Source organism: Glacieibacterium frigidum, from assembly GCF_007097155.1.
Lineage (GTDB): Bacteria > Pseudomonadota > Alphaproteobacteria > Sphingomonadales > Sphingomonadaceae > Glacieibacterium > Glacieibacterium frigidum.
This window is the reverse complement of sequence record NZ_VJWA01000002.1, coordinates 213,314-225,688: the sequence shown is the minus strand read 5'-3', so window position 1 is coordinate 225,688 and position 12,375 is coordinate 213,314. Positions and strand designations below refer to the sequence as shown.

Annotated in this window: 18 protein-coding genes and 1 tRNA gene; 17 read left to right on the top strand and 2 right to left on the bottom strand. The window is 69.3% G+C overall.

Going from position 1 to position 12,375, the window contains the following annotated elements; all coding sequences use genetic code 11:
- Positions 1-30: 30 nt before the first annotated feature.
- The 11 genes from FMM06_RS10640 to FMM06_RS10590 all read left to right on the top strand — a co-directional run bounded on the left by FMM06_RS10640 (position 31) and on the right by FMM06_RS10590 (position 4,817).
- Positions 31-303 (top strand): HU family DNA-binding protein, encoded by a 273-nt coding sequence (locus tag FMM06_RS10640; protein WP_144237379.1) that lies wholly within the window; start codon positions 31-33, stop codon positions 301-303.
- A gap of 8 nt (positions 304-311) precedes the next feature.
- Positions 312-560 (top strand): hypothetical protein, encoded by a 249-nt coding sequence (locus FMM06_RS10635; protein ID WP_144237378.1) that lies wholly within the window; start codon positions 312-314, stop codon positions 558-560.
- A gap of 52 nt (positions 561-612) precedes the next feature.
- Positions 613-687: transfer RNA gene (locus FMM06_RS10630), tRNA-Val, on the top strand.
- Positions 688-758: 71 nt separating this feature from the next.
- The gene (locus FMM06_RS10625; protein ID WP_185965150.1) at positions 759-1,316 is read left to right on the top strand and encodes a glycine zipper 2TM domain-containing protein; all 558 of its coding nucleotides are present in this window, start codon (positions 759-761) and stop codon (positions 1,314-1,316) included.
- 102 nt (positions 1,317-1,418) lie between these two features.
- Complete coding sequence (locus FMM06_RS10620) at positions 1,419-1,892, top strand: Dps family protein (RefSeq protein ID WP_144237376.1); 474 nt, start codon at positions 1,419-1,421, stop codon at positions 1,890-1,892.
- A 62-nt stretch (positions 1,893-1,954) separates the two neighbouring features.
- Complete coding sequence (locus FMM06_RS10615) at positions 1,955-2,479, top strand: TspO/MBR family protein (protein ID WP_144237375.1); 525 nt, start codon at positions 1,955-1,957, stop codon at positions 2,477-2,479.
- On the top strand, positions 2,479-2,739 hold the full coding sequence (locus FMM06_RS10610; protein ID WP_144237374.1) for an accessory factor UbiK family protein: 261 nt from the start codon (positions 2,479-2,481) through the stop codon (positions 2,737-2,739). The genes FMM06_RS10615 and FMM06_RS10610 overlap by 1 nt, the downstream gene beginning before the upstream one ends.
- 97 nt (positions 2,740-2,836) lie before the next feature.
- Complete coding sequence (locus FMM06_RS10605; protein ID WP_144237373.1) at positions 2,837-3,358, top strand: type III secretion system chaperone family protein; 522 nt, start codon at positions 2,837-2,839, stop codon at positions 3,356-3,358.
- 35 nt (positions 3,359-3,393) lie between these two features.
- Positions 3,394-3,606, top strand: a complete 213-nt coding sequence (locus tag FMM06_RS10600; protein ID WP_144237372.1) for a CBU_0592 family membrane protein — start codon at positions 3,394-3,396, stop codon at positions 3,604-3,606.
- Positions 3,582-4,250 carry a cyclase family protein gene (locus FMM06_RS10595; protein WP_144237371.1) on the top strand — a complete coding sequence of 223 codons (669 nt, stop codon included), beginning with the start codon at positions 3,582-3,584 and terminating at the stop codon, positions 4,248-4,250. Before FMM06_RS10600 ends, FMM06_RS10595 begins: the two co-directional genes overlap by 25 nt.
- Before the next feature lie 93 nt (positions 4,251-4,343).
- A complete protein-coding gene (locus FMM06_RS10590; protein ID WP_144237370.1) occupies positions 4,344-4,817 on the top strand; it encodes a hypothetical protein in 474 nt (157 codons plus the stop codon).
- On the opposite strand, the gene FMM06_RS10585 is transcribed toward FMM06_RS10590, so the two are convergent.
- Positions 4,814-5,215, bottom strand: coding sequence for a DUF1801 domain-containing protein (locus FMM06_RS10585; protein ID WP_144237369.1), 402 nt, complete (start codon positions 5,213-5,215; stop codon positions 4,814-4,816). The genes FMM06_RS10590 and FMM06_RS10585 overlap by 4 nt on opposite strands.
- A 56-nt stretch (positions 5,216-5,271) precedes the next feature.
- Between FMM06_RS10585 and proC the strand changes: the two genes are divergently transcribed.
- On the top strand, positions 5,272-6,060 hold the full coding sequence (gene proC, locus FMM06_RS10580) for a pyrroline-5-carboxylate reductase (RefSeq protein WP_144237368.1): 789 nt from the start codon (positions 5,272-5,274) through the stop codon (positions 6,058-6,060).
- Positions 6,061-6,068: 8 nt separating this feature from the next.
- A complete protein-coding gene (locus FMM06_RS10575; protein ID WP_144237367.1) occupies positions 6,069-6,626 on the top strand; it encodes a hypothetical protein in 558 nt (185 codons plus the stop codon).
- On the opposite strand, the gene FMM06_RS10570 is transcribed toward FMM06_RS10575, so the two are convergent.
- Positions 6,611-7,111 carry a MarR family transcriptional regulator gene (locus FMM06_RS10570; protein ID WP_144237366.1) on the bottom strand — a complete coding sequence of 167 codons (501 nt, stop codon included), beginning with the start codon at positions 7,109-7,111 and terminating at the stop codon, positions 6,611-6,613. The two genes, FMM06_RS10575 and FMM06_RS10570, sit on opposite strands and share 16 nt — an antisense overlap.
- Positions 7,112-7,179: 68 nt before the next feature.
- Between FMM06_RS10570 and FMM06_RS10565 the strand changes: the two genes are divergently transcribed.
- The 4 genes from FMM06_RS10565 to aroC all read left to right on the top strand — a co-directional run bounded on the left by FMM06_RS10565 (position 7,180) and on the right by aroC (position 12,369).
- Positions 7,180-8,067 carry a branched-chain amino acid aminotransferase gene (locus FMM06_RS10565; RefSeq protein WP_185965149.1) on the top strand — a complete coding sequence of 296 codons (888 nt, stop codon included), beginning with the start codon at positions 7,180-7,182 and terminating at the stop codon, positions 8,065-8,067.
- Positions 8,068-8,211: 144 nt separating this feature from the next.
- Entirely contained in the window at positions 8,212-8,400 is a 189-nt protein-coding gene (locus tag FMM06_RS10560; RefSeq protein WP_144237364.1) for a hypothetical protein, read from the top strand.
- A 97-nt stretch (positions 8,401-8,497) separates the two neighbouring features.
- Positions 8,498-11,308, top strand: a complete 2,811-nt coding sequence (locus FMM06_RS10555) for an SLBB domain-containing protein (RefSeq protein ID WP_185965148.1) — start codon at positions 8,498-8,500, stop codon at positions 11,306-11,308.
- The gene (gene aroC / locus FMM06_RS10550) at positions 11,308-12,369 is read left to right on the top strand and encodes a chorismate synthase (RefSeq protein ID WP_144237362.1); all 1,062 of its coding nucleotides are present in this window, start codon (positions 11,308-11,310) and stop codon (positions 12,367-12,369) included. The genes FMM06_RS10555 and aroC overlap by 1 nt, the downstream gene beginning before the upstream one ends.
- Positions 12,370-12,375 lie beyond the last annotated feature (6 nt).

Sequence of the window (12,375 nt, the reverse complement as noted above, 5' to 3'; positions counted from 1 at the left end):
GGGCTAACGCGCGGGCGAGGGCGGCGACGCATGAACAAGCAGGAACTCGTCGGCGCCGTCGCCGAGCGCACCGGACTGGCGCGCGGCGACGCGGGCCGTGCGGTCGAGGCGGTGTTCGATGCGATCACCGCCAGCCTGGCGGGTGGCGAGGAAGTGCGGCTCGTCGGCTTCGGCAGCTTCGTCGTGACGCGGCGCAAGGCCTCGACGGGCCGCAACCCGCGCACCGGCGAGCCGATGGACATCAAGGCCAGCGCCGTGCCCAAGTTCCGCGTCGGCAAGGGGCTGAAGGACGCGGTCAACTAGGAAGCTGGATGAGCTTGCGGTTGGTCATCGGGCTGACACTGCTGGCGACCGGCGGCAGTGCTGCGGCCCAGGGCGGCCGCGTGAACACAATCAACGAACAGGTGCGCTACGAGCGGCAGGACAAGACGGCCATCTACCGCGATCGGCTGAGGCGCGCCGAACAGGCGCGTGAGCGCAGCGCGGCGGCAGCGCGCAAGCGGGCCGCCGAGGCCGAACGCGAAACCTCGCAGACGCCGCAGCAGGCGCGCCAGCGCTAGGCGGCCTTTACAGCCGCGCCCGTGCGGCATAGACGGCCCCCTCCCGGCACCCGGGCGCGTAGCTCAGTGGTAGAGCACTCGCTTCACACGCGAGGGGTCGCAGGTTCAAACCCTGCCGCGCCCACCATGTTGTTTTGGGTTCATGGACCCTTGATCGGTACGGTCCGTTACACTTCCAGGTCAAATCTGGAGGACCCTATGTTCAAGACCATCACTCTGGGCGTTTCTGCCCTTTCGATCCTCGCCATGCCGATCGCCGCGACCGCACAGAGCCGTGCCGAGGTCCGCGACAGCCGTCAGGATCTGCGCGAGGAGCGCCGTGAACTGCGTGACGCGCAGCGTTACGGCGACCGCCGCGATGTCCGCGAGGAGCGCCGCGAAGTCCGCGACGCGCGCAACGAGCTGCGCAACGACCGTCAGGACAATCGCGACTGGCGCACCTTCCGCAACTACGATCACAACCGTCCGGGCCGCGGCCAGTCGGCCTACTATGCCGACCAGTATTATCGTGATGGCCGCTACTACCAGCCGCGCCGCCTGAGCGCGAGCGACCGGATCTATCGTGGCCGCGACAACCGCTATTATTGCCGTCGCCCGGACGGCACGACGGGCCTGATCATCGGCGCGATCGGTGGCGGCGTGCTCGGCAACGCGATCACGTCGGGCGGGTCGAACACGCTCGGCACGATCCTCGGCGCCGTCGGCGGCGGCGTGCTGGGTCGCTCGATCGACCGCAACAATATTCAGTGCCGCTAAGCCTGCAGCGCTGATGTGACAGAAGGGTCCCGGTTCGCCGGGGCCCTTTTTCGTGAGGCATCGAGACCCTAGATACGTCTCCGCAACAGGAGATGCACACCCATGGCAACTGCCCCCGATTTCGGCTTTCCCGACGACCAGCGCCGCGCCATTGCCGACGGCCTGTCACGCCTGCTGGCGGACACCTACACGCTGTATCTGAAGACCCATAACTACCACTGGAACGTCACCGGCCCGCAGTTCAACTCGCTGCACACGATGTTCGAGACACAGTACACCGAGCTCGCGCTGGCGGTCGACATGATCGCCGAACGCATCCGCGCATTGGGTGAGCCCGCACCGGGCAGCTATTCGCAGTACGCCAAGCTCGCCACCGTCAAGGAAGCCGACGGCGTGCCGACCGCCGAGGAGATGGTCCGCCAGCTCGCCGAGGACCAGCTGGCCGTGGTGCGCACCGCGCGCGGCGTCTTCCCGGCCGCCGACGAGGCGCACGACGAGCCGACCGCCGACCTGCTGACCCAGCGCATGCAGGTCCACGAGAAGACCGCGTGGATGTTGCGCGCGCAGCTGGGGTAGGGGGTACGGCTGGGGCATCGCGTGCACTTTGCGGCACTGCAGCGATAGCGTAGAGAGGCGCGATGCCTGCCAAAGCCGCTCGCGGCCCTGCTTTCCGCGCGATCATCGTGCTCGTGCCGCTGCTCGAACTATTGGGTGGTGCGTCGGCGCGCGTCGGATCGGCGCAGAACAATCCGTGGTACGAGGCGCTGACCCTGCCGGCGCTGCAGCCGCCGGGGCCGGTGTTCGGCATCGCCTGGGCCATTCTCTACGCACTGATCGCCTCCGCCGCCGGTCTGGTCTGGGCGACGAAGGTGCCGGGGCGGACGATCGCGCTGCTGCTGTTCGCGGCGCAGATGGCGATGAACCTTGCCTGGGCTCCGTTGTTCTTCCGTGAGCACCAGATCCTGTGGAGCCTGGTGCTGCTCGGCTGCATCTGGCTGGCGAGCGTGGTGACGACGTTCGCGTTCGCGCGGGTCAACCGGCTCGCGGCATGGCTGATGGTGCCGTACCTTATCTGGCTGACCTTCGCGAGCGGGCTCAACTGGCAGATCCTACAGGATAATCCGCACGGCGGTCCGACCGTGCTGGCACAGGAGCGTAACTGATGCAGACCGAGAACCGCGTATTCGCCGACCTGTCGAAGGTCGCGACATCGGCGATGGGCACCTTTGCCGGCATCGGCCGCGAGATCGAGACCGCGACCCGCGCTCGCCTGCGCGAGGCGGTCGGCGGCCTCGACATGGTGAGCCGTGACGAGTTCGAAGCGGTCAAGGCGATGGCCGCCAACGCGCGTGCCGAAGTCGACCTGCTCCGCGCCGAAATCGCCGCGATGAAGGCGTCCGCCGCACCGGTGCCCCCGGCGTGAGGCTTATCCACAGTTATTGCGCAGGCGCGCCGAGTCGCGTGGTTGCGCGTGCCACGAACTCGCGTCAGCGTTGCCCTGTGCTGAGGGGGAGCCGCCCATGACGACTGCCATCGATCTGGGGTTCACCGCGCCGCCCGCCGCGCCGATCGACATGCTCGAGCATTATTTCAACCTGCACGGGCATAGTTTCGAGCGCACCGGCGACGAGGAAATCACCGCGACCGTCGCGGGCGAGTGGACGACCTATGAGCTGCGCGCGCTGTGGCGCGAGGAAGAGCGCGTCCTCCAGCTGATCGCGCTGCCCGACGTCAAGGTCCCCGACGCCAAGCGCGCCGCGATCTACGAGACGCTGGGCCTGATCAACGAGCAGCTTTGGCTCGGCCATTTCGAGATGTGGTCCGCTGACGGCGCGCTCCTGTTCCGCCACGCCACACTGCTCGACAGCCAGGACGAGGACGAGGACATCGACCTGACCATCGGCCAGGCCGAGATGCTGGTCGAGGCGGCGATCGACGAGTGCGACCGCTATCACCCGGTGTTCCAGTTCGTGCTGTGGGCGGGCAAGTCCCCGGCAGACGCGATGGCGGCGGCGCTGCTCGACACGGTAGGCGAGGCCTGAGCCCCGAGACGCTGTTCGTCGAGGTCGTCGGGTGGATGGGCGCGGTGCTCATCCTGTCGGCGTATGTGCTGCTGTCGCTCGAGAAGATCGCCGCGAAGTCGGTCACCTATCAGCTGCTCAACATCGTCGGGGCGGCGGGGTTCATCGTCAACGGCGTCGCCAACCATGCGCTGCCCTCGGCGACGCTCAACGTGATCTGGCTGTTCATTGGGGTCTATGCGCTATGGCGGATGCGGACGGCGCGCTGATCGACCTGAGCCATGTCATCGAGGATGGCATGGTGACCTTCAAGGGCCTGCCCGGGCCGGCGATCTGCGATTACTGGAGCCGCGCGGCGTCTGCGGTGAACTACGACGACGGCTCGTCGTTTCAGATCGGGCGGATCGACATGGTCGCCAACACCGGCACCTATATCGACAGCCCGTTCCACCGATTCGCCGACGGCACCGACCTCGCGGGCCTCGACCTGTCGCGCCTGGCAGGAGTGCCGGCGGTGGTGGTGCGCCAGTCGTTCGAGACGGGGCTCGCGGTCGACGTCGCGGCGTTCGAAGGCCTCGACTGCCGCGGCCGCGCGGTGCTCGTCCATACCGGTTGGGATCGCCACTGGCGGACCGAGGCTTATTTTGAGAACCACCCCTTCCTGACCGCGGCGGCGGCACGCTGGCTGGTCGAGGCAGGGGCGACGATCGTCGGCATCGATTCGCACAATATCGATGACACGCGGACACGCTCGCGCCCCGTCCACACGACGCTACTCGGCGCGGGCATCCCGGTTTGTGAGCATCTGACCAATTTGGCGGCGGTGCCCGACCAGGGCGCGTCTTTCACCGCGGTGCCGCCCAAGATCGCCGGTATGGGGACCTTCCCGGTGCGCGCCTTCGCTTGCCGCTGACCGGCGTGAAGCCGTCTGTTGCGGTGCGGTGACGCGCCGGGCGCTGTTTGATTTCCTCTGTCATTCCGGCGCTGGCCGAAGCAAAATGGCGCAATGCTGAGTCTCATGCTTTTCCTCGTCGCCGCGCAGCCAGGCGATCAGCCCGACAAGTTCGGCGACACCGTGAAGCGCGGCGGCGAGATCATCAGCCAACCCGTCAAGGATGTCGGCGCCGAAAAGATCAAGATCCCGCCGGTTCTCGAGCGTGCGCAGGACAATCCCTATGATCTCGACGGCCTCAAGACCTGCGCGCAGATCGGACAGGAGACCGCTGCGCTGACGGAGGCGCTCGGCCCCGACTTCGCGGTCGGCCGCGACAAGCCCGAGAACAAGGCAGGCCGCCTCGCCGAGGCCGGGGGCAAGACGATCATCAACGCGCTCATTCCGTTCCGCGGCCTGGTCCGCGAGATTTCGGGCGCCGGCCCGGCACAGCGCCGCCTGAATGCCGCGATTGACGCCGGCTTCGCCCGGCGCGGTTTCCTGCGCGGCATCGCGCTGAGCCGGAAGTGCCCGGGGGCGCGGAACTAGCGGGCCGCCTCATAGCTGCGCCGGATTATGTCTTCGAGAACCGCGAGGTCGATGTCGGCAAGCTTGTTGACGTAGAGGCAGGACTTCGAACCCTTGAACTTCCCGAGGCGGCCGAGCAGCGAGTCGAGTTCGGGAAAGCTGCCGACGTAGAGCACCAGGTTCGCGGCGCGCGGCGAGAAGCCGACGCGGCACATGTCGCCCTCGTGGCCGCTGGCATAGCGGTAGTGATAGGTGCCGAAGCCGATGATCGTCGGCCCCCACATCGTCGGCGTCTCGCCCGTCACGCGCGCCATCAGATCGCACAGGGTGGCGGCGTCGGCGCGGCGCACCGGCTTCTCGACGCTCGCGATGAAGTCGTCGACGCTGACCGACGTTGGCTTCGTCTTCGTCTCGGCCATGTCATCCCCCCGGATCGCTGCTGGCAGTCGGCTGCACTGTAGCCGATACTCGCGCGATGATCACGCCTCGCCCGCTCCCCGACATCGGCTCCGTCTGGCTGCTCGGCTGCGGCAACATGGGGGGCGCCCTGCTGCGGCGCTGGGTGGAGGCGGGGCTGACGCGGGTCGCGGTGATCGACCCTGCGCCGCGCTCGCTGCCCGAGGGGGTGGCGGCAGACGCGACGCCGCCCGAGGGGGTGCCTGACGTGCTCGTCGTCGCGGTCAAGCCGCAGATGCTTGCCGAGGCTGCCGCGCCGCTGATCGCTCGGCTCGGGCCGGACACGCTGATCGTGTCCATCGTCGCCGGGGTGTCCAGCGCAACGCTGTCTGCAATGTTCGGGGGGCGGCAAGTTGTCCGGACAATGCCCAATACGCCCGCGAGCGCCGGGCAGGGGGTGACCGCGCTGTTCGGCCCGCGCGCCGACGGCACCGCCGACGCGCTCTTCTCGGCGGCGGGCACCACCGTTTGGCTCGACGATGAGGCGCAGTTCGATGCGGTGACCGCGGTGTCGGGGTCGGGGCCAGCCTATGTGTTCGCGATGATCGAGGCGTTGGCGGCGGCGGGAGTGGCGGCGGGCCTGCCGCAGGCGCTCGCCGACGAGCTGGCGCTGCGCACCGTCGCGGGGGCAGGGCACCTCGCGGCGTTGGGCGAGGCATCGCCGGCGGCGCTGCGGGAGAGCGTGACCAGCCCGAACGGAACGACGGCGGCAGGCCTGGCGGTGCTGCAGCCCGCGCTGGGGCCGCTGGTGACCGCGACGGTCGCTGCGGCAGCGCGCCGCTCGCGCGAACTGGGCGAAGCGGTGTAGGATCGGGCATGGCGACGCACGATCAAATCCTCGACGGCTGGCTGACGGCGATCGCGCGGGACGGCTGGATGGCGGCACGCATCGACGGCGTCGCCGAGCTGTGCGGTGCGACGACGGCGGAAGTCGCCGCCGCCTATCCCGACCGCTGGACCGCCCTGCGTGGGTTTCAGGCGCGCCTCGACACCGCTGCACTGGCGGACGCAGCCAGCGACCGCGACGCGAGCGTCCGCGACCGGCTGTTCGCGATCCTGATGGCACGCTTCGACGCGGGCGAGGATCACAAGGCGGCAGTGCGCATCCTGGCCGACGCCGCGCGGCGCGATCCCGGCCTTGCAGCCTTCATGCTCGCGACGCTGCCCGTGTCGGTGGCGCGTATTGCCGACGCGGCAGGGGTCGAGACCGGCGGTTGGCTTGGGCCGCTGCGCGTCAAGGCGCTGACCCTGCTGGTGCTGCATGTGTCGCGGACCTGGCTCGACGATACCGATCCCGACCTGGCAGCGACGATGAAGGCGCTCGATACCGCGCTCGAACGCGCCGAGCGCTGGGCCAATCAGAGCCCCGCCTGAAGCGCCTCGACGAGCGGCCGGTCGGCCTGTGGGATCAGGCCTGCCAGCACCGCCCAGAACCCCGTGACCGAACCCTGGCCCGCCGCCGTGTACGCCGCCGCCATGCCGCGCCGCAGCTCCTCGAACAGCGCCGCCTCGAGCGCCGCACCTTCGGTCGTCAGCGTCAGCAGCCGCTGGCGCCGGTCACGCGCACCAACGGCGACCGCGACGAGCTGCATCGTCTGCAGGTCGCCGAGAACGCGGCTCAGCGACTGCTTGGTGATCGCGAGCAACCGCAGCAGGTCGCTGACCGGCAGGCCCGGACGGCGCGCGATGAAGTACATCGCGCGGTGGTGCGCGCGTCCCAGCCCGCGTGTCGCCAGCACCCCGTCGGCCCCGCGCACCATGTTGGCGTAACCGAAGTACAACAGCTCGACACCGCGCCGTATCTCGGCTTCACGGAGGAACAGCGGGGAGGCCTGGGTGTGCGAATTTGCGTCAGCCATGTTGACCTACTTCGCACGAAAATGTTAGGCGAACCAGACGCTGCGACATAAAAATATGGGGACGGATCGTGATCGAAGCCACCTACGACGACCGCGACGGCTTCATCTGGTTCGACGGCGCATTGCGCCCGTGGCGCGAGGCGAATGTCCACATCCTGACCCACGCGATGCATTATGCGAGCGCGGTTTTCGAGGGGCAGCGCTGCTACAACGGCACGGTCTTCGCGCTTGAGCAGCACAGCCAGCGCCTGATCGAATCGGCGCGGCTGCTGGGCTTCGAGATCCCGTGGAGCCTCGAGCAGATCAATGCCGCGACCAACGAGGTTATTGCCGCCAACGGTTTCACCGATTGCTACGTTCGCCCGATCGCTTGGCGCGGGTCGGAGCAGATGGGCGTCGCGGCGCAGCGGACGAAGCCGCACCTGGCGATCGCCTGCTGGCATTGGGGCGCCTATTTCGGCGACGAGGTGCTCGCCAAGGGGCTGCGCCTCGACATCGCCTCGTGGCGGCGCCCGGCACCCTATACCGCCCCGACACGGTCGAAGGCGGCGGGCCTGTACATGATCTGCACGCTGTCTAAGCATGCGGCGGCCGACAAGGGCTATGACGACGCGCTGATGCTCGACTGGCGCGGCCAGGTCGCCGAGGCGACGGGCGCCAACCTGTTTTTCGTCAAGGACGGCGCCCTGCACACGCCGACGCCCGACTGCTTCCTCGACGGCATCACCCGCCGCACGGTGATCGGGCTGGCCAAGGCGCGGGGAATCGAGGTCATCGAGCGCGCGATCTGGCCCGAGGAAATGTCGTCGTTCGAGGCCGCCTTCCTGACCGGCAGCGCCGCCGAAGTGACCCAGATCGCCGAGATCGGGCCCTGGCGTTTCACTGTCGGCGGCATGGGAAAACAGCTCGCCGCCGATTATGCAGCACTCGTCCGCGGGCAAAGCCGCAACAGTTGACATTAATTGTGCAGGTGCGAACAGCGATGCAACCTCGTGAACCGCAATGTGTTCACGCAACAGCAACATAGGCCCGGCAATAGGCCGGGAACCGGTTCAACAACGGTGCCTCGCTTTTTTATGACTGTTCGCGCCCTTCCAGTGATGACGGTGCTCGGCCTCGCGGCTGTGCTCTGGGTCGTCCCCTCGATCGGCACCCAGGGTATGGGTACGATCGGCCAGCGCTTCGCCCACGCCGATCGCGCGCTGGTCGAGGCGAATGCCGATGCGGCGGCGCTGCGTCCGACGCTGCTCTCGGCCGATGCCCAGGTCGAGGCTGCACTGGCGCGCTGATCTGCGTTCGATTGACGACGCGGGTGGCTGATCCTAAACCCCGCGACCTATGCGGGGTTCTCGACCAATGATAATATTCCGGGCTCGCGCGGCGCTGTTGGCGCTCGTCGCACTGCCTTCTGTCGGGCACGCCCAGTCGATCGATCCTCGCGTGCTCGCGCAGGTGCAGGGTCAACTCGGCAGCGGGAACGGCGCAAGCGTGCTCGGTCCCCAGTCGTCCGCCAGCCCGCTCGACCGCGCGCGTGACAATGCCCAGGGCCTGCGGGCGCTCGAGCAGCAGGGCATCCGTATCGACACGCCCGAGGAGCAGGAGCTCCGCCGCATTCAGTCGCGCGCCGCGATCGAGCGCCTGTACCGCCCGTCGCCCGTCGAGCGCGAATTCCGCGACCGACTGTCCGATCCGACGCTGCGCCAGTTCGGCTATGAGCTGTTCCAGTCGGTGCCCGGCAGCGCGGGTTCGCTGACCGGCGCGGTCAGCGACAGCTATATCATTGGGCCGGGCGACGAGATCGTCATCCAATTCCAGGGCGCCACCAACGACAGCCGCACCGTCCGCGTCGACCGCGAGGGGCGCCTCGTCGTCGGCACCCTGCCGGCGGTGCGCGCCGCGGGCCGCTCGCTGGGCGCCGTGCGCAACGATCTCGCAGCCGCCACCCGCCGTACCCTGCTCGGCACTGACGTCTACGTCAGCCTGGGCACGGTCCGCGCCGCGACGGTGTTCGTCGGCGGCGAAGTCGAGCGGCCGGGCCAGTTCCAGTTGACCTCGCTCGCCGATATCTCGGCGGCGCTGGCGCAGGCGGGCGGCGTGCGCCGCACCGGCTCGTTGCGCAACGTCCGCGTCGTGCGTGCGGGCGGCAGCTTTACCGTCGACCTGTACGGCCTGCTCGGCATCGGCTCGCCGCCGTCGGTATCCTTGCGCGACGGCGACCGGATCATCGTGCCCGTTATCGGCGACACGGTGGCGATCGCCGGCAATGTCGCGCGCCCGGGCATCTACGAAATCCGCCGCGGCACGTCGGTCGCCGCGCTGCTCGATTATGCCGGCGGCGCGCTGCGCCCGCGCGGCAACCAGATCGCGATCAGCCGCATCGCCGCCGACGGCAGCGAGGAATTCGTCCGCTCGGCGGCACTCGGCTCGGCGCTGATCCCCGGCGACGCGGTACAGCTGACCGGCGGCAGCGCGGGTGGTGCCGCGGGGCGCGTACTGCTGCGCGGCTTCGTCGCCAATCCGGGGCCGCGCTCGCTGGGCCAGGCGCCGACGGTGCGCGATTTGCTCGGCGAAATCCGCGACCTGCGTTTCGATACCTATCTGCCGATGGCGGTGCTGGTGCGCCGCGATCCCGGCACCGCAGCGCGCGTCTTCGAGCCCGTCAACCTGCTGACCGCGCTGACCGAGCGGCCGGGCGTGCCGCTGCGCAGCGACGACCGGCTGTACGTCTTCGGGCGCAGCGACATCGACTTCCTGAACCGTACGCCGGTGCGCCGCATCGTGCTGGGCCAGCCCAATTCGCTCCCCGAGTGCACCTCGCTCGACCGGCTCGAGGCGCTGGTGCGCGACACGCAGTCGGCGCGCTTCAGCGCGGTGACGCGCGGCAGCTTCATCGTCGAGCGTGGCGGACAGAGCGACATCGCCGCTACCGGCGGCGTCGGCAGTTCGCGGCGCGGCGAGGAGACGCTGCGGACCGGTGCCGATCAGGTCGGGCTGGCGCGCGGTCGTCCGGTGCGCACCGCGCGTACCGGCGAGGAAGCGGCGCGCGACCAAGTCGATCAAGACCGGTTCGACGAAATCAACGAGGTCAACGATCCCTATGGCACGGCGCAGTCGGCGCGGCTGGCGCGCGACATCGGCGTCTGCCCGGCGGTGTTCGAGGAGGAGCCCGAGTTGCTCCCCGTGCTGATCGAGAATGCCGTCGCGGTGTCGGGCGCGGTGCGCCGTCCGGGCGCCTATCCGATCGCCGGCAGTGCGTCGGCGAAGGATATCGCCAGTGCCGCCGAAGGCCTGCTGGGCAACACCACGGCGCTGACGCTCGACGTGACCCGCGCCAGCGGCGAGACGACGACGCAGCAGCGCCTGGCGACCGACATCGGCGGGCGGACGCTGGCGACGACGCGCGTCGTCGCGGGTGACGATCTGCGCTTCAACGCCGCGCAGCCGCAGTACGAGGCGGGCGGCGTGCTGCTGACCGGCGAGTTCGGCCGTCCCGGCCTGTATTCGATCCGCAAGGGCGAGACGCTGTCGCAGCTGATGGCGCGTGCGGGCGGCCTGTCGCCGCTCGCCTATGCCTATGGCACGGTGTTCACGCGGCGCAGCGTCAAGGAGCTGCAGCAGGAAGGCTTCCGCCGCACGGGCCGCGAGCTGACCAATTCGTTGCTCGCGGTGTCGGCGCGCAAGACCGGTGCCGGCAGCGGCGACTCGTTGCTCGCGGCGCAGGGGCTTATCCAACAGCTGACCACCGTCGAGGCCCCGGGCCGCGTCGTCGTCGAGGCCGACCCGCGCGTCCTCGCCGTGCGCCCCGATCTCGACACGGTGCTGGAGAGCGGCGACGCGATCTATGTGCCCAAGCGGCCGAACTTCGTGCTGGCGCTGGGCGACGTGAACAACCCCGGTGCGCTGCAGTTCATCAACGGCAAGTCGGCGAAGGACTACCTGGCCGAGACCGGCGGCACCCAGTCCACCGCCGACGACGACCGCATCTTCGTCGTGCTGCCCAACGGCACGTCGCAGCCGCTCAAGGGCGGACGCTGGGCGCGCAGCAATGCGCAGGGCGTGATCCCGCCGGGGTCGACGATCATCGTGCCGAAGAACATCGACCCGCTGTTTACCCTCGACATCGCGCGCGACATCACGACGATCGTCGGGACGCTGTTCACCTCGATCGCCACGGTGGCGCTGCTCGCGACCAACTGATGAGCCTGAACAGCTTCGGGCGGCTGTTGCGGGTCACGACATGGGGCGAGAGCCACGGCCCCGCGATCGGCGCGGTGGTCGACGGCTGTCCGCCGGGACTGACGCTCGGCGAGGCTGACCTCCAGCCCTGGCTCGACCGGCGCCGGCCGGGCACGTCGCGCTTCACGACGCAGCGGCAGGAGCCCGACACGGTCCGCATTCTGTCGGGCGTCTACGAAGGCCGCACCACGGGCACGCCGATCGCACTGCACATCGACAATGTCGACCAGCGGTCGAAGGACTATGCGGGCGTCGCGCAGGCGTACCGTCCCGGTCACGCCGACTATGCCTATGACGCCAAGTATGGTTTCCGCGACCCCCGCGGTGGCGGGCGGTCGTCGGCGCGGGAGACCGCGATGCGCGTCGCGGCGGGCGGCGTCGCGCGGCTGGTGATCCCCGAGGTGCGCGTGCGCGCCTATCTCGTCGAACTCGGCGGCGACCGGGTCGAGACGTTCGACGATGCCGAGATCGACGCCAACCCGTTCTTCTGCCCCGATGCCGCCGCCGCAGCGCGCTGGGAAGTCCTGCTTGACGCCGCACGCAAGGCGGGGTCGTCGCTCGGTGCGGTCGTCGAATGCGTCGCGACCGGCGTGCCGGCGGGGTGGGGCAGCCCGGTGTACGGCAAGCTCGACGCCGATCTGGCGGCGGCCTGCATGTCGATCAACGCGGTCAAGGGGGTCGAGATCGGCGACGGGTTCGCCGCTGCCCGGCTGCGCGGCGAGGATAATGCCGATGCGATGCGCCCCGGGCCCGACGGGCCGGTGTTCCTGTCGAACCACGCCGGCGGCACCGCGGGCGGTATTTCGACGGGCCAGCCGGTGGTGGTGCGGATGGCGCTGAAGCCGACCTCGTCGATCCTGACGCCGGTCGAGACGATCGACCGCAGCGGTGCGGCCGCCGAGATCGCGACGCCGGGCCGCCACGATCCGTGCGTCGGCATCCGCGCTGCGCCGGTGATGGAGGCGATGGTCGCGCTTGTACTCGCGGACGCAAAATTGCAGCATCGGGCGCAATGCGGCTGAGGGAGT